The sequence below is a fragment of the Methylobacterium haplocladii genome, from assembly GCF_007992175.1.
Lineage (GTDB): Bacteria > Pseudomonadota > Alphaproteobacteria > Rhizobiales > Beijerinckiaceae > Methylobacterium > Methylobacterium haplocladii.
Genome location: NZ_BJZT01000045.1, coordinates 26,609 through 46,442, shown reverse-complemented (window position 1 = coordinate 46,442; position 19,834 = coordinate 26,609). Strand labels below are relative to the sequence as shown.

Genomic DNA, 19,834 nt, shown 5'->3' with positions numbered 1-19,834 from the left:
ACCTAGCGGGCCAGCACGCGCGCCGCTTCCCGGGTCGTCGTCACCGCATCCGACACCTGGGTCACGCCCGAGGAGATCGCCGTGATGTTGTCCGCGATGGTCGCGACGGCGCGCGCGGCCTCCTGCATGTTCACGGACATGTCGCGGGTGACGGCCGACTGCTCCTCCACGGCGGCGGCCGTCGCCACCACGTGGCTGCGCATGATGTCGACGGAGCCCTGGATCGAATCGAGGGCGCCGACGACTTCGGTCGAGATCGCCTGAACGCCCTGGATCTCGCCGTTGATCTGCTCGGTCGCGCGAGCGGCCTGCCCGGCGAGGTTCTTCACCTCCTGTGCGACGACGGCGAAGCCGCGGCCCGCCTCGCCGGCGCGCGCCGCTTCGATGGTCGCATTGAGCGCCAGCAGGTTGATCTGCGCGGCGATGGTGTTGATCAGGCCGATGATCCCGCTCATCGCGTTGGCGGCGACGGCGAGCCTCCGCGTGTGGTCGCCGGCCTCCTGAACGCGGGCGAAGGCGCTCTCGGTGGCGGTCTGAGATTTCGCCATGCTCTCGGAGACTTCGGCGACCGACGCCGCCAGTTCTTCCGTGGCCGCGGCCATGGTCCCGACGCTGCTTGACGTGGACCGGGCCGCGTCGAGCGCCGTGCGCGATTCCTCGGTCGACCGGCAGAGGGCCTGATCGATCTCGCTGAAGTTGCGGTCGATCATCGTCCGCAGTTCGCCGAGCAGTTTCATCTGCGCGGTGATGTCCGTGGCGAACTTCACGATACGGTAGGGCTTGCCGTCACGCCCGAGCAGCGGGTTGTAGGAGGCCTCGATCCAGATGTCGTGGCTCGCCTTGGTGACGCGCTTGAACTGCCCGGCCTGGAACTCGCCTTCGCGAAGCCTATTCCAGAAGGCCCGGTATTCGTTCGAGTTGCGGTAATCGGCATCGACGAAGATGCCGTGATGACGCCCGACGATCTCGTCCCGCGTATAGCCGACGGCGGTCAGGAAATTCGGGTTGGCATCGAGGATCGTACCCGACAGGTCGAACTCGATGACACCCTGCACACGATCGAGCGCCGCCAGCTTAGCGTCTCTCAATGCTGTCTTCTGTGATCCAAACATCGGATTTCGTCATTCCAAGTGTAAGAATTACGTCGCTTTCTGCAGCTGCATCGATCAGCCGCCTCAATTCCCGAGCTGATCATGCACTCGGAATTTGTATGAAGACGGCGATTACATCGACGACCGACTGACCGGCACGACATTGTCCGTGTAATTCATAATGCAAACTTAAGTACATCCGCAGGACCTGCAATCTCTCATCCCTCTGGTGGAAAGCGCCTTTTCAGGCGCCGTGAAGGGCACTCTAAGGAAGCGTTTACCATTCCGCTTCACGATCCCGGCCGGCTGTGGCGCCCATTCGCGCGGCCTGCCGGAGGTCACCACCCGCCATGATGTCCCGCGCCGAGCGCACGCCCCTGAACGACTGGTGGTGGACGGTGGATCGCGGCCTGCTCGCCGGGCTAGGTTGCCTGATGGTGGCGGGCCTGGTCTTCCTGATGGGCGGCGGCCCGCCGGTGGCCGAGCGCATCGGCCTGCCGACCTTCTACTTCCTCAACCGCCAGGCGATGTATCTCGTGCCGACCATCGCGCTGATCATCGCGGTGTCGTTCCTGTCTCTGCGCCACATCCGCCGCTTCGCCCTGGTGACCTGGCTCGCGGGCGTCGCGCTCTGCGTGCTCGCCGGCAAGTTCGGGCCCGAGATCAAGGGCGCGCATCGCTGGATCCAGTTCGGCCCCTTCGGCCTGCAGCCCTCGGAATTCGTGAAGCCCGCCTTCGTGGTGGTCGCCGCCTGGGCCTTCTCGGAAGGCGCGAAGCGGCGCGACATGCCCGGCGGCATCCTGGCCATGGCGCTCCTGCCCGTCACCATCGTGCCACTCATCCTGCAGCCCGATTTCGGGCAGACGATGCTCATCACCATCGTCTGGTGCACGCTGTTCTTCGTCGCCGGCCTGCACTGGTTCTGGGTGGCGGGCCTCGGCGCCGGCGGCCTGCTTGGGGTGCTGGCGGCCTACACCTTCCTCCATCACGTCAAGGAGCGCATCAATCGGTTCCTGGACAAGGATTCCGGCGACAGCTTCCAAGAGTTCTGGTCGCGCGAATCCTTCACCTCCGGCGGCTGGCTCGGCACCGGGCCGGGGGAGGGCGTCGCCAAGCGCCACCTGCCCGACGCCCATACCGACTTCATCTTCTCCGTCACCGGCGAGGAATTCGGCGTGCTGGTCTGCCTCGGTCTCGTCGCGCTGTTTGCCTACATCGTCATGCGCGGCCTAAAGCTCGCGCGACGCACGGACGACACCTTCTCGAGGCTCGCCATAACCGGACTGACCACGCTCTTCGGGCTCCAGGCCTGCATCAACATGGCGGTGAACACCCAGCTCATGCCGGCCAAGGGCATGACGCTGCCCTTCGTCTCGTACGGCGGCTCGTCGCTGATCTCGCTGGCGCTCGGGATGGGATTCCTGGTTGCCCTCACCCGCAAGCGACCCCGCACCACGGCACTCGGCCAGCGCCCCCCAGGGACGGTGCCGTCCGCGGTGCCAGGCCTGATGCAGTGACTACGTTCTGGGAAACAATCGCGCACGGCGGCGCGCCCCCCCTCTCCCCGCAGGCGGGGAGAGGGGGGGCCGCGTCGCGCTTTGGTGAGGCGCGGCCATGACCGTCTTCCAGCCCCTCGTCCTGGTCTGCGCGGGCGGGACCGGCGGACACCTGTTTCCCGCCGAGAGTCTCGCCCATGCCCTGAAGGCCCACGGCATCCGGGTGGCGCTCGCCACCGATGCCCGCGTGGATTCGATCTCCGGCGCGTTTCCGGCCGAAGAGATCGTCACGATCACCTCGGCGACGCCGTCGGGCCGCTCGATCCTCGCGCGGGCCGGCGCGCTCGGAAAGCTCGGCCAGGGCTTCGGCCGGGCCGCGAAGGAAATCCGCCGGCTGAACCCGGCGGCCGTGATCGGCTTCGGCGGCTATCCCACCGTGCCCCCCGTCCTCGCCGCGCAGATGCTGCGCGTGCCCACCATCCTGCACGAGCAGAACGCGGTGATGGGCCGCGCCAACGGGTTCCTGGCCCGCGGCGCCCGCGTCATCGCCACCGGATTCCAGGACGTGCGCGGCGTGCCGGCCAAGGCCACGGCGCGGCGGGTGCACACCGGCAACCCGATCCGCCCCGCCGTGCTGGCGGTGGCCGACACGCTCTATCCGTCGCTCGAACCGGGCAGCCCGCTCCACCTTCTCGTCTTCGGCGGCAGCCAGGGCGCGCGGGTGATGAGCGACGTCGTGCCGAACGCCGTCGAGGCGCTGCCGGCCGATCTCCGCAACCGGCTCCACATCGTCCAGCAGGCGCGGCCGGAAGACCTGACGGCGGTGCAGAACCGCTACCTCGCCATGGGCCTCGCAGGCGTCGAGGCGGCGCCGTTCTTCCGCGACCTCCCCGGCCGGATGGCGCGCAGCCACCTCGTCGTCGCCCGCTCCGGCGCCTCGACCGTCTCCGAACTCGCCGCGATCGGCCGTCCGTCGATCCTGGTGCCGCTGCCCGGCGCCCTCGACCAGGACCAGGCGGCGAACGCCGCGACGCTGGCCGCCATCGGCGCGGCGCTACACCTCCCGCAGACCGCATTCACGCCCGACCGGCTGACGGCCGAGTTGGTGGACTTCTTCGGAAACCCCGAGAAATTGACCGCAGCGGCCAAGGCCGCCAAAACCGCGGGCATCCTCGACGCGGCCGAGCGTCTGGCGGCCGTCGTCGTCGAGACGGCCGCCCGCACCTGATTCCTTCGTAGTTTCGCTTCGGCGCTGAGACGGACCACATCCCATGAAGCTGCCCGACAAGCTCGGACCCATCCACTTCATCGGCATCGGCGGCATCGGCATGTCCGGCATCGCCGAGGTGATGTCGAATCTCGGCTATACCGTGCAGGGCTCCGACGCCAACGACAACGCCAACGTCCGGCGCCTGTCCGAGAAGGGCATCCGCACCTTCGTCGGTCACGAGGCCTCGAACGTCGAGGAGGCCGCCATCGTCGTGGTCTCCACCGCGATCCAGCGCGACAACCCCGAGCTCGTCGCCGCCCGCGACCGCCGCCTGCCGGTGGTGCGCCGCGCCGAGATGCTGGCCGAGCTGATGCGCTTCAAGTCCTGCGTGGCCGTCGCCGGCACGCACGGCAAGACCACGACGACGTCGCTCGTCGCGACCCTGCTCGATGCCGGCAACCTCGACCCCACCGTCATCAACGGCGGCATCATCAACGCCTACGGCACCAACATGCGCATGGGTGCCGGCGAGTGGATGGTGGTGGAGGCCGACGAGTCGGACGGCACCTTCCTGCGCCTGCCGGCGGACGTCGCCATCGTCACCAACATCGACCCCGAGCACCTCGACCATTTCGGCTCCTTCGACGCGATCAAGGACGCTTTTCGGCGCTTCATCGACAACCTGCCGTTCTACGGCTTCGCGGTGATGTGCATCGACCACCCGATCGTGCAGGACCTCGTCGGGCACATCGAGGACCGGCGCATCATCACCTACGGCGAGAACCCGCAGGCGGACGTGCGCCTGCTCGACGTCGACCTGAAGGGCGGCAAGAGCCGTTTTCGCGTCATGATCCGCGACCGGCGTCCGGGCCTGCGCCTGGAGATGGAGGACCTGGTCCTCCCCATGCCGGGCAAGCACAATGCGCTCAACGCCACCGCCGCGCTCGCCGTCGCCCACGAACTCGGCGTGCCGGCCGACGCGATCCGCAAGGCGCTGGCCGGCTTCGGTGGCGTCAAGCGCCGCTTCACCCGCACCGGCGACTGGAACGGCGCCACCATCTTCGACGATTACGGCCACCATCCCGTCGAGATCGCCGCCGTACTCAAGGCCGCCCGCGCCTCCACCGACGGCCGGGTCATCGCGATCGTGCAGCCGCACCGCTACACCCGCCTGCAATCGCTGTTCGACGATTTCTGCACCTGCTTCAACGACGCCGACACGGTCATCGTCGCCCCGGTCTACGCCGCCGGCGAAGCCCCGATCGAGGGCATCGACCGCGACTCCCTGGTCTCGGGCCTCCGCTCCCGCGGCCACCGCGACGCCATCGCGCTCGAGACGCCGGACGACCTCGCCGGCCTCGTCGCCGGCCATGCGGGGGAGGGCGATTACGTGGTGTGTCTCGGGGCGGGGACGATCACGCAGTGGGCCTATGCGCTGCCGGGTGAGCTGGCGGCGCTGAAGGGGTGAGTCTTCGTCCCGATGCGAGCCTCCGATCAGGAACGGACGCGTTTCGGGCGCAGGCTGCGTCGTGATCAGACGGAGGCCGAACGAAAGCTTTGGAGCCGCTTGCGTGACCGACGTCTGGCCGGCTTCAAGTTCGTCAGGCAAGAGAAAATCGGGCGCTACTTCGCCGATTTCATCTGCCGCGACGCCAAGCTCATCGTAGAGGCGGATGGCAGCCAGCACGCAGAGAGCGTGCGGGACCGTATCCGAGACCAGTGGCTCGTTTCGCAGGGCTATCGCATCCTGCGCTTCTGGAATGCGGAGATCATGAACAACACGACCGGTGTCCTGGACACGATCCTCGCCGCGCTCCACCCCTCTCCCCGCGGGCGGGGAGAGGGCCGCAACGACCTCGTCGTCGGCGCGGCAAGCCCGCAGGGCGAAGGTGAGGGGGTCTCGCCGAAAGAGGCTCTTTCGGATGCGCCCCCTCACCCTCGCTTCGGCTTCGCCTCCGCTGGTCACGGACCCGACGAGGGGTCCGTGACCCTCTCCCCGCACGCGGGGAGAGGGGAGGCGCGCGCATGACGATGATGATCGACACCATCCGCTCCGCTGCGCCCGCCCTTCGCGGCCGCCTGCTCGCCAACCAATCGCTCGCGGACCTCACCTGGTTTCGCGTCGGCGGGCCGGCGGAGGTGCTGTTCAGTCCCGCCGACGAGGAGGATCTGGCGCTGCTGCTCGGCGCGCTCGATCCGGCTGTGCCGGTCACGGTGATCGGCCTCGGCTCGAACCTGATCGTGCGCGACGGCGGCATTCCCGGCGTGACGATCCGGCTCGGCGGCAAGCCGTTCGGATCGGTTGCGGTCGACGGCGAGACGCTGCGCGCCGGCACCGCCGTGCCCGACATGCGCCTCGCCAAGAGCGCGGCCGAGGCCGGCCTCGACGGGCTCGCCTTCTACCGCGGCATTCCCGGCTCGGTCGGCGGCGCGCTGCGCATGAATGCCGGCGCCCATGGCGGCGAGACCACCGACGTGCTGGTCGAGGCCCGCGGCGTCGACCGGAGCGGGAACCTCCGCACGTTCAGCCACGCGCAGATGGGCTTCTCCTATCGCCACTGCTCGGCGCCCGACGACGTGATCTTCACCAGCGCGCTCTATCGCGGCCGTCCGGGCGACCGGGCGGAGATCGAGGCCGAGATGGACCGGGTCACCGCAGCCCGCGAGGCCGCGCAGCCGATCCGCGAGCGCACCGGCGGCTCGACCTTCAAGAACCCGGACGGCGGCAAGGCTTGGCAACTCATCGACGCCGCCGGCTGCCGCGGCCTGACGCGCGGTGGCGCGCAGGTCTCCGAGATGCACTGCAATTTTCTGATCAACCGCGACGGGGCGACCGCGGCCGACATCGAGGGGCTCGGCGAAGAGGTGCGCCGGCGCGTCCGAGACAACTCGGGCTATGAGCTGCATTGGGAGATCAGGCGGATCGGGATCGACCTGTAAGGCGTAAGGCGGTAAGTCGTTGCTGATCGGAGAATCGATGATGGCTGCACGCAACATCAAAACCGCCTATTCGAAGATCTCGGTGAAGAGCCAGACCGTGTTGCCGGCGGAAGTCCGCGAACGTCTGGCGGTGGGACCGGGCGATCGGCTTCGCTATCTGCTGACTCCCGAGGGCATCCAGATCGAGAAGGCTCTTCCCGAGAGCGACGATCCCTTCGCCACGTTCACCGAATGGGCCGGGGCGATCGATGAGGAAGACTATGCCGATCTCTAGGCCCGTCGGCCTACCTCCGGGATCGATCGTCGTCGTACCCTTTCCCTACTCGGATCGCTTGGCGGAGAAACGACGTCCAGCCGTCGTGGTGTCGGGGTCTAAGGTTGCGACGGCGGGATTTGTCTGGATCGCAATGATCACGAGCGCGCGTAATCCGATCATGTTCGGCGATCTGCCGATCCTCGACCTTGGTCCGACGGGCCTCGCGGTTTCGTCCGTCGTGCGTCCGGTGAAGCTCGCCTGCGTCGAACCCGGGCGCATCCTTCGCGTGATCGGTGCTCTTCATCCCGAAGAGGCGGACGACGTCTATGAAAGCCTTCGGGAAAGGCTCGGCCCGCTCTGATGCCGATCTCATTTCAGTCCGATCACTACCGGAGCCCTCCCATGCCCAAGCACGTCGCCGTCCTGATGGGCGGCTGGTCCTCCGAGCGGCCGATCTCGCTGAGTTCGGGCAATGCCTGCGTCGCGGCGCTCGAAGGCGAGGGCTATCGGGTGACGCCGGTCGATGTCGGACCGGACGTGGCGACCGTTCTCACCGCGTTGAAGCCGGACGTGGCGCTCAACGCCCTGCACGGGCCGGCCGGCGAGGACGGCACCATTCAGGGTCTCCTGGAAATCCTGAGGATTCCCTACACCCATTCCGGCGTCCTCGCCTCGGCACTGGCGATGCACAAAGAGCGTGCCAAAACGGTGCTGCATGCCGCCGGCGTCGCCGTGCCCGAGGGCCGCGTCGTTAACCGTCATGATGCAGCGAAGTCACACGCGCTGACTCCGCCATACGTGGTTAAGCCGATCGCCGAGGGCTCCTCGATGGGGGTCATCATCGTGCGCGACGGGCGCTCGCACCCGCCCCAGATCCTGGCCTCGGACGAGTGGGTCTACGGCGAGGAAGTCCTTGCGGAGACTTACGTTGCGGGCCGCGAGCTGACCTGCGCCGTGCTGGGCGACAGGGCCCTCGGCGTGATCGAAATCAAGCCTGCTTCGGGGGAGTGGTACGACTTCGATGCGAAGTACGCCGAGGGGGGGTCGATCCACGTTCTCCCGGCCGAACTTAAACCAAATGTTTACCAGCGTGTCCAAGAGTTGTCGTTAACGGCGCATCAAGCACTCGGGTGCCGGGGCGTAAGCCGTGCGGACCTTCGATACGACGACACGCCGGGTGGAACCGGGGCGCTCGTCGTCCTGGAGGTCAACACGCAACCCGGAATGACCCCGACGAGCCTTGTGCCGGAGATGGCAGCCCATGCGGGCTTGAGTTTCGGTGAGCTCGTTCGATGGATGGTGGAGGACGCCTCTCTGGGACGCTGAACGCCGCCGGGCATCCGGACGGCGCCGGCTTTCCAGCAGTGATCGCGAACCGGCTGCAGGGTGTCCTGAAGCCGGTGCTGCGCTCCCGCCGTACCAGGGGATCCCTGCCGATCGAGGCGCGGATTCCCCGCGGCTTCGGCGCCGCGCTGGTCGCCGGCACGCTGGCCACGCTCTCGCTCTTCGGCTTCGTCGCCAGCGGGCGCTACGACGCCTACGTCGCCGAGAACGGCCGCCCCCTCGACATCGCCGCGCGCATCGCCGGCTTCGGCGTCGAACGCGTCACGATCTCCGGTCTGTCGCGGATGTACGAGCGTGAGGTGATGCAGGCCGCCGGCATCGACTGGCGCTCCTCCGTTCCGTTCCTCGACGTCGCACAGATCCGCGAAAAGCTGATGGCCGTGCCGCTCATCGCCACGGCCTCGGTGCGCAAGCTCTATCCCAACGAGATCGTCATCACGCAGGTCGAGCGCGAGCCCGCCGCCCTCTGGCAGAAGAACGGCGAGATCCGGGTGATCGCGGCCGACGGCACCGTCATCGACGAGATGCGCGACGACCGCTACGCCAACCTGCCCCTCGTGGTCGGCGAGGACGCCAATGTCCACCTGCAGGAATATCTCGGCCTGATCGATGCGGCCGGCCCGCTGGGCGAGCGCATCAAGGCCGGCAGCTACGTCTCCGGCCGGCGCTGGACGCTGAAACTCGACGGCGTCGACATCCGCCTGCCCGAGACCGGCGCGGACGAAGCGCTCGCACGCCTGGTCGACCTGGAGCGCAAGAACCGCCTTCTGGAGAAGGACGTCATCGCAGTCGACCTGCGCCTCGCCGACCGGGTGGTGGTGCGACTGACAGAGGAGGCCGCCGCGGCACGCGCGGAGGCACGCAAGAAGACGAAGAAGGGGACCGCGACATGAGCCGTCTCGCCCCCTCCGCCGACCCCGTTGCAGCGTCCTCCCTCCGGTAAGCGTCCCATGCAATCCCACCACGGCCTCACGCCGCGAATGAAGCCCCTCTCGGCCCGCCGGAGCGCGACGCTCTCGGTGCTCGACATCGGCACCAGCAAGGTCGTCTGCCTCATCGCCGAGCTGCAGCCGATCGAGAGCCTTTCGACGCTTCGCGGCCGCACCCACATCGCCCGCATCATCGGCATCGGCCACCAGCGCTCGGTCGGCCTCAAGGGCGGCGCCATCGTCGACCTCGAAGCCGCCGAGAACGCGATCCGCCAGGCCGTGCACGCCGCCGAGCGGATGGCCAAGGTCGAGGTGCAGTCGGTTATCGTGAACATGTCCGGCGGCCGGCTCGCCTCGCAGCGCTTCGAGGCGCGGGTGAACGTCCGCTCCGGTACCGTGACCGGCCACGACGTCGAGCGCGTCCTGGAGACGGCGAGCGCCCACGGCGTCGCTCCCGGCCGCGCCGTGCTCCACGCGCTCCCCACCGGCTATGCGCTGGACGGCCAGGGTGCCGTGATCGATCCGTCGGGCATGATCGGCAGTTCGCTCGGTGTCGATCTCCACGTCGTCACCAGCGAGGCCGCCGCGGCCCGCAACCTGATGCTGGCGGTCGAACACTGCCACCTCGGCGTCGAGGCGGTGATCGCCACGCCCTACGCCGCCGGCCTCTCGGTCCTCGTCGACGACGAGGCCGAGATCGGCTGCGCCGTCGTCGACATGGGCGGCGGCACCACCAGCGTCGGCGTCTTCTCCGGCGGCCACCTCGTCCACACCGACGCCATCGCGGTGGGCGGGCACCACGTCACCATGGACATCGCGCGGGGCCTCTCGACCCGGGTCGCGGCGGCCGAGCGGCTGAAGACGCTCTACGGCTCCGCCATCTCCACGCCCTCGGACGACCGCGACATGATCGCGGTCCACGGGGTCGGCGAGGACGAGGGCGACACGCCGAGCCACGTCCCGCGCTCGCATCTCGTGCGCATCATCAAGCCGCGGGTCGAGGAGATCGTCGAACTCGTCCGCGACCGGCTGCGCAAGGCCGGCTACGCGGCGCAGGCCGGCAATCGTCTGGTGCTCACCGGCGGCGCGAGCCAGCTCGTCGGCCTGCCGGAGACGGCCCGGCGCATCATGCAGGGACAGGTCCGGATCGGGCGTCCGCTCGGCATCCGCGGCCTGCCCGAGGCGGCCAAGGGGCCGAGCTTCTCGGCCGCGGTCGGGCTGCTGGTCTACCCGCAGGTGGCCCATGCCGAGTTCTTCGAGCCACGCCGGCAGCGCGCTTTGGCGCAGACCGGCACGGGCGGGTATTTCGACCAGCTCAAGCAGTGGATCGGCGAGAGCTTCTGAAACGGACTGACACGGTCCCCCGCGAGGGGGGCCGAGCGACGAAAACCGGGCGCTTCAGGGCGCACAACCAACTGCTCAAGAGTTTGAAGGGGCATCACACCATGGCCATCTCCCTGCAGGCGCCGGACATCCGCGAACTCAAGCCCCGCATCACCGTCTTCGGTGTCGGCGGCGCCGGCGGCAACGCCGTCAACAACATGATCGAATCGGGCCTGCTCGGCTGCGAGTTCGTCGTTGCCAACACCGACGCGCAGGCGCTGACCTCCTCGAAGGCCGAGCGCGTCATCCAGATGGGTCTCGGCGTGACGCAGGGCCTCGGCGCCGGCTCGCACCCCGAGGTCGGCTCGGCCGCCGCCGAAGAGGTCATGGACGAGATCCGCGACCAGCTCTCGGGCGCGCACATGTGCTTCATCACCGCCGGCATGGGCGGCGGTACCGGCACCGGTGCGGCCCCCGTCATCGCCCGCGCCGCCCGCGACATGGGCATCCTCACCGTCGGCGTCGTGACGAAGCCCTTCCAGTTCGAGGGCACCCGCCGCATGCGCACGGCCGATTCCGGCATCGCCGAGCTTCAGGCCGCCGTCGACACCCTGATCGTGATCCCGAACCAGAACCTGTTCCGGGTCGCCACGGAGAAGACCACCTTCGCCGACGCCTTCGCCATGGCCGACCAGGTGCTCTATTCGGGCGTCGCCTGCATCACCGACCTGATGGTCAAGGAAGGCCTGATCAACCTCGACTTCGCCGACGTCCGCGCCATCATGCGCGGCATGGGCAAGGCGATGATGGGCACGGGCGAAGCCTCCGGCGAGAACCGCGCGCATCGCGCTGCAGAAGCCGCCATTGCCAACCCGCTCCTCGACGAAGTCTCGATGAAGGGCGCCCGCGGCCTGCTGATCTCGATCACCGGCGGCGCCGACCTGACGCTGTACGAGCTCGACGAGGCCGCCACCCGCATCCGCGAGGAGGTCGATTCGGAGGCCAACATCATCCTCGGCGCCACCTTCGACGAGAGCCTGGAGGGCATCATCCGCGTGTCGGTCGTCGCCACCGGCATCGAACCGGCCCTGATCTCGGCGAACTCGCCGAACAACATGGTCGTCGCCGAGACCGAGCAGCGCATCGCCGAAGTCGCCGAGAAGCTGCGCGCCGAGGCCCGCATCCGGGCCGCCCAGCCGGTCCCGCAGATCGCTCAGACGCCGCGTCCGGTCTCCGACTTCCAGACCGCCGCTCCGGTGCTGCAGGCTCCCGCCCCGCAGCCCGTCGCCGCCGAGCCGGCCCCCGCGCCGGTCGTGCGTGACGACGTCGTCCTGACGCAGGCCCCCCCGCGCACGCAGCTGTCCTACGAGCAGCCTCACGCCCAAGCGCCCGTTCCCGAGGCGGCCCCGCTCCAAGCCGGCCCGTTCGTGCCGCCCCGCCCGCAGGTCGCCCGCGCTCCGCGCATGCCGCAGATCTCCGACCTGCCGCCACACACGCAGGCTCAGATCCGTCAGAGCCAGGCCCCGGTCCAGGCCGAGCCCGAGCCGGATTCGAAGCGGATGTCGCTGCTCCGGCGCCTCGCGACCGTCGGCTTCGGCGGACGCCGCGAGGAGGCCGAGGCCGCCCCGCTGCCGCAGATGCGCCAGCCCGCCGCTCCGGTCCCGCAGGCCCCCTCGGCCCGCGCTCCGGTGGTGCAGCCGCCGCAGTATCGCCCGGCCCAGGGCAACCTCGACGCACAGGGTCGCGTCGCTCCCCAGCCACGGCTGATGGACGACGACCATCTCGAAATCCCCGCCTTCCTGCGTCGGCAGGCCAACTGAGCGGTCATCGCCCTATCCGTTGAAGCTTTTGTGCCACAGGCCCGGGACCGAAAGGTCCCGGGCTTAACTCTGTATTAAGACCTTGAACGAATTCCGCTTTTGAAACTTTGTGGCGGAACCGTGGCTGTAACAGAACGTAAGAATCCGTGATTTGGCCAGCGTTTGCAGCGCAGCTATAAATTCCCCCGGAACGAAAAAGGCGCGACGGTTTTCGGACGGTCAGCGCTCGCAGGGGCTTCAAGCAGCGGACGGACTTATCAGGCGGCATACCCTCGTTCGAGGGTGTGTGGGCCGGGTCCTGGCCGAGGGCTAAGGGAATGCGGACGAACCAACAAACGACGCTGAAGGCGTCCATCTCCCTGAGCGGCGTCGGTGTCCATTCGGGCAATCCGGTCGAGATCACGCTCCATCCGGCTCCCGCAAACGACGGGATCTGCTTCCTCCGGACCGGTATGCCGAATGGCAACGACCGGCTCATCAAGGCCCACCACGCCTGCGTGTCGGCCACCGAACTCTGCACCGTGATCGGCGACGTCGAGAGCGGCGCGGTCGCCACCATCGAGCACCTGATGTCGGCGCTCTACGGTCTCGGCATCGACAACTGCCTCGTCGAGATCGACGGCCCCGAAATGCCGATCCTCGACGGAAGCGCGCTGCCCTTCGTACGGGCCATCGACTCGGTCGGCCTCGCGAATTGCGCAGCCCCCAAGCGCTGGATCAAGGTTCTCCGCCCCGTCCGCATCGAGGTCGGCCGCTCCTTCGCCGAACTCCGCCCGATCGACCGCGGCTTCCGTCTCGACGTCGAGATCGATTTCGAGAGCCCGGTGATCGGCCGCAGCCGCAAGGCCATGGACCTCACCCCGGCGAGCTACCGCCGCGACATCGCCGGCGCCCGCACCTTCGGCATGATGAAGGACGTCGAGCGCTACTGGAAAGCCGGCTTCGCGCTCGGCGCCTCCCTCGAGAACACCGTGGCCGTCGGCGAGACCGCCGTGGTCAACCCCGAGGGCCTCCGCTTCGCCGACGAGTTCGTCCGTCACAAGATCCTCGACGCCGTCGGCGACCTCGCTCTCGCCGGCCTGCCGCTCCAGGGCGCCTACCGCTCCTATTGCGGCGGCCATCGCATGAATGTCGGCGTCCTCTCGGCCCTGTTCTCGGACCGCGCCAACTACCGCATCATCGAGGCCCAGAGCGCCCGCCGCGAGTCGTCCCTGGTGGAACTCGGCGCCGGCCTCGGCATCGCCGCCTTCGCAGCCGATCTGTAACCCTCGCGACACACCAGGCCGCGACGGGGGACGACACCGTCTCCGCCCCATCGCCGCCGCTTTCGCGCCCGAATCGACAGCCACGGTTAAAACGACGTGAAGGGGGAGGGACGGCATTCAGCCGCTGCCCCGCGACGTGATGGCGTAGGGATTTCGGCCCGCGACGAGGCTGCTCCCGCTAGAGGACGTGACAGGGATGCCTCTGACCTTTGCCAAAAGCTCCGCGATTGCGGCCGTGATCGTGACGCTCAGCGCAACTCCGGGTTTCTGTGCCTGGTATGATTCGCTGGACCCGAGCCAGTGGTTCTCCGAGAAGTACAAGCCCGAGGTTCAGCCGGACATTCCCGCGGACAAGCTCTACAGCGAGGGTCTGGCCAATCTCGAGGACCGCAACTTCGAGATCGCGTCGCAGAAGTTCGACGACCTCGACAAGCGCTATGCCTATTCGGATTGGTCCCGCAAGGCGCTGCTGATGACGGCCTACTCGAACTACGAGGGCCAGAAATACGACGACGCGATCAGCGCCTCGAAGCGCTACCTGCAGCGCCATCCGGCCACCAAGGATGCGGCTTACGCGCAGTATCTGATGGCGATGTCGCAGTACAAGCAGATCCCGGACGTCACCCGTGACCAGGACCGCTCGGAGAAGGCCCTCGTCGCCCTGACCGAGCTCGTCCAGAAGTATCCGACCTCGGAATACGCCGCCGACGCCAAGGCCAAGATCCAGATCACCCGCGACCAGCTCGCCGGCAAGGAGATGGAGGTCGGCCGCTACTATCTCGAGAAGCGCAACTTCCCGGCCGCCATCAATCGCTTCCGCGACGTCGTGTCCAAGTACCAGACGACGCGGCACGCCGAGGAGGCTCTGGAGCGCCTGACCGAGGCCTACATGGCGCTCGGCATCACCGCGGAGGCCCAGACCGCCGCCGCCGTGCTCGGCCACAACTTCCCGGACAGCCCCTGGTACAAGGACGCTTTCGCGCTCCTGCAGACCGGTGGCCTGGAGCCGCGCGAGGAAAAGGGCTCGTGGCTCTCGAAGATCTATCGCGGCGTGATCGGCCGCACCGCCGCCGCCGAATAGGCGCGGCGCAGCACATCATCGGGAAGGGCGGGAGCGGCGACGCTTCCGCCCTTTCTCATTTTGGGCGTGAGTTCTGCGTTGGTTCCGCTATTACGCCTTGTCGCGCTCTCTTGCGCCGAACCGGGTTCCCCTTCGGCGGAGCGCGCTCTAGACAGCGACGGCGTTTCACAACCGGGGTCCGCCGCGCGGCATGCTCGTCCAGCTCGCGATCCGTGACATCGTTCTCATCGATAAGCTCGCGCTGAACTTTTCCGAAGGGCTGAGCGTCCTGACGGGGGAAACCGGCGCGGGCAAGTCGATCCTGCTCGACGCCTTCGCACTGGCGCTCGGCGGGCGTGGCGACGGCGGCCTCGTGCGCCACGGCCAGCCGCAGGGCGGCGTCACCGCGGTTTTCGACGCCCCCCTCGACCATCCCGCCCGCGCGATCGCCCGTGACGCCGAGATCGACACCGAGGGCGACCTGATCCTGCGCCGCACGCAGTTCGCGGACGGCCGCACCCGCGCCTTCGTCAACGACCAGCCCGTCGGCGTTCAGGTGCTGCGATCGATCGGGGCGGCCCTCGTCGAAATCCACGGCCAGCACGACGACCGGGCGCTCGCCGATCCCGCGAGTCACCGCGCCATCCTCGACGCCTTCGGCGGCCTGCAGAAACCGCTCGCCGCCACCGCGCAAGCGGCCAAGCGCGTCAGGGCCGCCCGCGAGAAGCTGGCCGAGCACCGCGCCCGCGTCGACGCCGCGCGCAAGGAAGCCGACTTCCTGCGCCACGCCGTCGCGGAACTGGCGACGCTCGACCCGCAGACCGGCGAGGAGGCCATGCTCGCCGAGCGCCGCTCCGTAATGCAGCAGGGAGAAAAGATCGCCCGGGACCTTCAGGAGGCGCTGGACGCCGTCGGCGGCCCGAACTCGGGCGCGGCGCATCTCTCCTCGGCCGTGCGCAAGCTCGAACGGCGTGCGGGCCAGGCGCCGAGCCTGGTCGAGCCTTGCGTCGCGGCGCTGGACGCTGCCCTTACGGCACTGGACGAGGCCCGCGCCGTCATCGATGCGGCGATCCTGGAAGCCGAATTCGATCCGCGCGAACTCGAGCGTGCCGAAGAGCGCCTGTTCACGCTCCGTGCGGCCTCGCGAAAGTACGACGTCGCCGCCGACGACCTTGCGCGGCTGCGCGAGCGATACGAGGCGGATGTCGCCGCGATCGATGCCGGCGAGGAGGCCTTGGGTGGTCTGGAGCGTGACCGCGACGAAGCCGAGGCAGCCTTCGCCAAGGCAGCGAAGACGCTCAGCGAGGGGCGTGCGCGCGCGGCCAAATCTCTCGACGCCTCGGTGAAGGCCGAGTTGCCGCCGCTGAAACTGGAGCGCGCCCGCTTCATCACGCAGATCGTCATCGATCCGGACTCGCGCGATGCCGCCGGCATCGACCGCGTCGAGTTCCACGCCCAGACCAACCCCGGCACCAAGCTCGGACCGATGATGAAGGTCGCCTCCGGCGGCGAACTCTCACGCTTCATGCTGGCGCTGAAGGTGGTACTCGCCGACAAGGGTTCGGCCCCGACGCTGATCTTCGACGAGATCGATACCGGCGTCGGCGGTGCCGTGGCCGATGCCATCGGGGCGCGGCTCGCCCGGCTGTCCGAGCGGGTGCAGGTCGTCTCCGTCACGCATGCGCCGCAGGTCGCCGCCCGTGCGAACACGCATTTCCTGATCGCCAAGGACGCCGTGCGCGGCGCCGACCGTGTCGCCACCCGCGTCGCGTCGCTCGCAAGCGAGGCGCGACGGGAAGAAATCGCCCGGATGCTTGCTGGCGCCACAGTCACCGACGAGGCGCGTGCCGCTGCGGCGCGATTGCTACAGTCGTCGGATGCCTGATCCAATGCGCGACAAAAAGATAACCTTAACCATAAACCTTTGTTAACCACGTTGGGCGAGTTTGATTCGCGACGATAAATTCACGCGGTCGTTAACCGCTTCGATGTGCAGAATCAGGGTTCCGTCCATGGCACAGGTTGCACGTCAGACCGACGCCCACGGCTCCGACCGGATGCATCCCGCCATGAGCGGCGAGACACGCGAGCGTCTCGGCACCGCTTTGCGGGCTGTCTACGAAGGCACGGTCGAAGCTCAGCCTATCCCGGACGCACAGATCGATCTGTTGCTGCGCCTGCGTCACAAGGAACGCGACCAGCGCCGCTCGGCCGCCTGATCCGACAGCCGTACGCGTCGACCAATCACGGCATCGGTCGTCGGGATGACCGAGCTCTACCAGCGCCGCGCGCCGGGCTGGCGACGATACTCGGCGGCCCGGATCAGCGTCATCACGCGGTCGAGATCCAGGAGCAGCGAGGCCTCGCGCCGGCGCGCCCGCTCGATCCCTGCCTCTTCCGTCCCGAACCGCTGCTGCTGCTGAACCAGCGTCAGCTCCCGCTCCAGCCCTTCGCGTTCGCCGTGAAGGGCGAGGAAGGCCGCATCCTGCGGATCGACCGGCGCTCCGCCGTCGACAGGTGAGGGCGGTTTTGCCGCCACGTCGAGCTTCTCCAAATCCAGTCCCACGAACGCCGATACTCGCCCGAATCCACCCGGGTGCAACCGGCGGCGTCGAGCCTGAGCATCCAGAACGCACGGATCGGCAAAGCGGTTCGGATTTTCTGCGAACCGGCCGACACCAAGACTTTTACACTTCGTCCTCACGCATCCGTGAGCGTAGCCGGTGGATGTCATCGGCGTGTCATGTCGCGGTCATATGGCCGGCTGCGTCGAGAGGCTAATGCCGCACTGCCGAAAGGGCAGGGCACATGCCCGCGACAGCCCGGCGACCGCGCCGAGGCCGTTCGCCCGACAGACACGGAGATGCACGTGAAACCCTTCACCTTCGCGCTGGCCATCGGTCTCGCGACCGTTCAGCTCGCCTCCTCGGCGCTTGCCGGCGACATCACCGGCGCCGGCGCCACCTTCCCCTTCCCGGTCTATTCGAAGTGGGCCGAAGCCTACCGCAAGGACACCGGCACCGGCTTGAACTACCAGTCGATCGGCTCCGGCGGCGGCATCAAGCAGATCCAGGCCAAGACCGTCGATTTCGGCGCTACCGACGCGCCGCTCAAGGGCGCGCAGCTCGAGAAGGACGGGCTCGTCCAGTTCCCGACCGTCATGGGCGGCGTGGTCACCGTGGTGAACATCGCGGGCCTCGAACCGGGCAAGCTCAAGCTGACCGGCGACATCATCGCCGACATCTATGCCGGCCGGATCTCCAAGTGGTCCGATCCGAAGATCGCCAAGCTCAACGACGGCCTCAAGCTCCCGGACGCGACCATCACCCCGGTCTACCGCTCGGATGCCTCCGGCACGACCAACATCTTCACGACCTACCTCTCGGCGGTCTCCGAGGGCTGGAAGAAGGAATTCGGTGCCGCGACGACGATCTCCTGGCCCGCGGGACAGGGCGGCAAGGGCAACGAGGGCGTGACCGCCACCGTCAAGCAGGTCCCGAACGCCATCGGCTACGTCGAGTCGGCCTATGCCAAGCAGAACAAGCTCGCCTACGCCCTCATCGAGAACAAGGCCGGCAAGTTCCCGCTCCCCGACGACAAGGCGTTCCAGGCCGCCGCCGCCAGCGCCGACTGGAAGGCCCAGCCCGGCTTCGGCATCTCGCTGACCAACCAGGCCGGCGACGAGGCTTGGCCGATCACGGCCGCGACCTTCATCCTGGTCTACAAGGAGCCCGCCGACCCGGCCAAGGCCGCCGACGTGCTCAAGTTCTTCGACTGGGCCTACAAGAACGGCGACAAGCTCGCCATCGACCTCGACTACGTGCCGCTGCCGGACAACGTCGTCGCGCTGATCCACGACGAGTGGAAGGGCATCAAGGGCAAGGACGGAAAGCCCGTCTCGGGCATGTGAGATGGTTCAACCCTCCCCCGCTCTGCGGGGGAGGGTGCCTCGCGGATGCGAGGCGGGAGAGGGGCGGCTCCGCACTCTCCGGATAACGCGCTCCCCTCTCCCGACCCCTGCTAACGCAGGGGCCACCCTCTCCCGCGGAGGGGAGAGGGGACAGCCCGCTCAACCCGCGCTAAACGCCCCCGCACCGAAGAGCTCCAGCGGATGACCGCGTTGACCCAATCCATCGTCTTGGCCCGAGAGGCACGCCCGGTCCGCAAAGGCCCCAGCAAGGGCCTGGACCGGGCCTTCCGGGCCGCGTCCCTCGGCTCCGCGCTGCTCGTGCTGCTGGTGCTCGCCGGCATCCTCGGCTCGATCGTCTATGGCGGCTGGCCGGCGTTTCGCGAGTTCGGCTTCGGCTTCGTCACCTCGAGCGCCTGGAACATCGGCACCGAGCAATACGGCGCCCTCGTCGCCGTCATCGGCACGCTCGCCTCCGCGTTCCTAGCCCTGCTGATCGGGGTGCCGATCTCGCTCGGCATCGCAATCTACCTGACTCAGCTCTGCCCCGGCTGGGCCCGCAAGCCCGTCTCGATGACCATCGAGCTGCTCGCCTCGGTGCCGAGCATCATCTACGGCATGTGGGGACTGTTCATCTTCGCGCCGCTGTTCGCGCGGTTCGTGCAGACCCCGGTCTCGAACGTCTTCGAGGGCCTGCCGATCGTCGGCTCTCTGCTCTACGCCCGGGTGCCCTCCGGCGTCGGCATCCTCACCGCCGGCATCATCCTCGCGATCATGATCGTGCCCTTCGTGGCCTCGATCACCCGCGACATGCTCGACCAGATCCCCACCGTGCTCCGCGAGAGCGCCTACGGCATCGGCTGCACCACCTGGGAGGTCGTGCGCCACGTGCTGGTGCCGCAGGCCTCGGTGTCGATCATCGGCGCGATCATGCTCGGCCTCGGCCGCGCGCTGGGCGAAACCATGGCCGTGACCTTCGTCATCGGCAACGCGAACCGGCTGTCGGCCTCGATCTTCGATCCCGGCTCGACCATCGCCTCGCGCATCGCCAACGAGTTCAACGAGGCCGACGGCATGCAGCTCAACGCCCTGATGGCGCTCGGCTGCCTGCTCTTCGTCATCACCTTCATCGTCCTGATCATCGCCCGGCTGCTGACGCGCCGCGCGAAGCTCGCCTGAGCGCCGGGAGCCTC

General features: G+C 68.2%; 19 protein-coding genes. 17 read left to right on the top strand and 2 right to left on the bottom strand.

The window, feature by feature from the left end; all coding sequences use genetic code 11:
- Window positions 1-2: 2 nt before the first annotated feature.
- Window positions 3-1,088: a methyl-accepting chemotaxis protein gene (locus tag MHA02_RS20055; protein ID WP_238180326.1), complete on the bottom strand. Its 1,086-nt coding sequence runs from the start codon at window positions 1,086-1,088 to the stop codon at window positions 3-5.
- A gap of 353 nt (window positions 1,089-1,441) precedes the next feature.
- Here MHA02_RS20055 and MHA02_RS20050 point away from each other — a divergent pair, with 353 nt between their 5' ends.
- The 15 genes from MHA02_RS20050 (at window position 1,442) to MHA02_RS19980 (ending at window position 16,953) form a co-directional block, all read left to right on the top strand.
- Entirely contained in the window at window positions 1,442-2,608 is a 1,167-nt protein-coding gene (locus MHA02_RS20050) for an FtsW/RodA/SpoVE family cell cycle protein (RefSeq protein ID WP_147082050.1), read from the top strand.
- A 97-nt stretch (window positions 2,609-2,705) separates the two neighbouring features.
- On the top strand, window positions 2,706-3,815 hold the full coding sequence (locus MHA02_RS20045) for a UDP-N-acetylglucosamine--N-acetylmuramyl-(pentapeptide) pyrophosphoryl-undecaprenol N-acetylglucosamine transferase (protein ID WP_147082048.1): 1,110 nt from the start codon (window positions 2,706-2,708) through the stop codon (window positions 3,813-3,815).
- 43 nt (window positions 3,816-3,858) lie between these two features.
- The gene (murC, locus tag MHA02_RS20040; protein ID WP_147082046.1) at window positions 3,859-5,265 is read left to right on the top strand and encodes a UDP-N-acetylmuramate--L-alanine ligase; all 1,407 of its coding nucleotides are present in this window, start codon (window positions 3,859-3,861) and stop codon (window positions 5,263-5,265) included.
- A gap of 12 nt (window positions 5,266-5,277) precedes the next feature.
- The gene (locus MHA02_RS20035; RefSeq protein WP_147082044.1) at window positions 5,278-5,826 is read left to right on the top strand and encodes an endonuclease domain-containing protein; all 549 of its coding nucleotides are present in this window, start codon (window positions 5,278-5,280) and stop codon (window positions 5,824-5,826) included.
- A complete protein-coding gene (murB, locus tag MHA02_RS20030) occupies window positions 5,823-6,737 on the top strand; it encodes a UDP-N-acetylmuramate dehydrogenase (RefSeq protein WP_147082042.1) in 915 nt (304 codons plus the stop codon). Before MHA02_RS20035 ends, murB begins: the two co-directional genes overlap by 4 nt.
- Window positions 6,738-6,777: 40 nt before the next feature.
- Window positions 6,778-7,011, top strand: coding sequence for an AbrB/MazE/SpoVT family DNA-binding domain-containing protein (locus MHA02_RS20025; RefSeq protein ID WP_147082062.1), 234 nt, complete (start codon window positions 6,778-6,780; stop codon window positions 7,009-7,011).
- Entirely contained in the window at window positions 6,986-7,354 is a 369-nt protein-coding gene (locus MHA02_RS20020) for a type II toxin-antitoxin system PemK/MazF family toxin (protein WP_306424457.1), read from the top strand. Before MHA02_RS20025 ends, MHA02_RS20020 begins: the two co-directional genes overlap by 26 nt.
- A gap of 41 nt (window positions 7,355-7,395) precedes the next feature.
- Window positions 7,396-8,319, top strand: coding sequence for a D-alanine--D-alanine ligase (locus MHA02_RS20015; protein ID WP_147082038.1), 924 nt, complete (start codon window positions 7,396-7,398; stop codon window positions 8,317-8,319).
- On the top strand, window positions 8,286-9,230 hold the full coding sequence (locus MHA02_RS20010) for a cell division protein FtsQ/DivIB (RefSeq protein ID WP_147082036.1): 945 nt from the start codon (window positions 8,286-8,288) through the stop codon (window positions 9,228-9,230). The genes MHA02_RS20015 and MHA02_RS20010 overlap by 34 nt, the downstream gene beginning before the upstream one ends.
- A 57-nt stretch (window positions 9,231-9,287) precedes the next feature.
- Window positions 9,288-10,610, top strand: coding sequence for a cell division protein FtsA (ftsA, locus tag MHA02_RS20005; RefSeq protein ID WP_147082034.1), 1,323 nt, complete (start codon window positions 9,288-9,290; stop codon window positions 10,608-10,610).
- 101 nt (window positions 10,611-10,711) lie between these two features.
- Window positions 10,712-12,409, top strand: a complete 1,698-nt coding sequence (ftsZ, locus tag MHA02_RS20000) for a cell division protein FtsZ (RefSeq protein ID WP_147082032.1) — start codon at window positions 10,712-10,714, stop codon at window positions 12,407-12,409.
- 317 nt (window positions 12,410-12,726) lie between these two features.
- Complete coding sequence (gene lpxC, locus MHA02_RS19995) at window positions 12,727-13,674, top strand: UDP-3-O-acyl-N-acetylglucosamine deacetylase (protein WP_147082030.1); 948 nt, start codon at window positions 12,727-12,729, stop codon at window positions 13,672-13,674.
- A gap of 196 nt (window positions 13,675-13,870) precedes the next feature.
- Window positions 13,871-14,755, top strand: coding sequence for an outer membrane protein assembly factor BamD (locus MHA02_RS19990; RefSeq protein ID WP_147082028.1), 885 nt, complete (start codon window positions 13,871-13,873; stop codon window positions 14,753-14,755).
- 190 nt (window positions 14,756-14,945) lie between these two features.
- The gene (gene recN, locus MHA02_RS19985) at window positions 14,946-16,619 is read left to right on the top strand and encodes a DNA repair protein RecN (protein ID WP_147082026.1); all 1,674 of its coding nucleotides are present in this window, start codon (window positions 14,946-14,948) and stop codon (window positions 16,617-16,619) included.
- Between the two features lie 127 nt (window positions 16,620-16,746).
- Complete coding sequence (locus tag MHA02_RS19980) at window positions 16,747-16,953, top strand: hypothetical protein (RefSeq protein WP_147082024.1); 207 nt, start codon at window positions 16,747-16,749, stop codon at window positions 16,951-16,953.
- A 56-nt stretch (window positions 16,954-17,009) separates the two neighbouring features.
- Here the strand turns inward: MHA02_RS19980 and MHA02_RS19975 are convergent, their stop codons facing one another.
- Complete coding sequence (locus MHA02_RS19975; RefSeq protein ID WP_147082060.1) at window positions 17,010-17,273, bottom strand: hypothetical protein; 264 nt, start codon at window positions 17,271-17,273, stop codon at window positions 17,010-17,012.
- Window positions 17,274-17,603: 330 nt separating this feature from the next.
- Between MHA02_RS19975 and pstS the strand changes: the two genes are divergently transcribed.
- Together pstS and pstC are read left to right on the top strand one after the other, a co-directional pair.
- Window positions 17,604-18,644, top strand: a complete 1,041-nt coding sequence (pstS, locus tag MHA02_RS19970; RefSeq protein ID WP_147082022.1) for a phosphate ABC transporter substrate-binding protein PstS — start codon at window positions 17,604-17,606, stop codon at window positions 18,642-18,644.
- 201 nt (window positions 18,645-18,845) lie between these two features.
- Window positions 18,846-19,820 (top strand): phosphate ABC transporter permease subunit PstC, encoded by a 975-nt coding sequence (gene pstC / locus MHA02_RS19965; RefSeq protein ID WP_147082020.1) that lies wholly within the window; start codon window positions 18,846-18,848, stop codon window positions 19,818-19,820.
- Window positions 19,821-19,834: the final 14 nt, after the last annotated feature.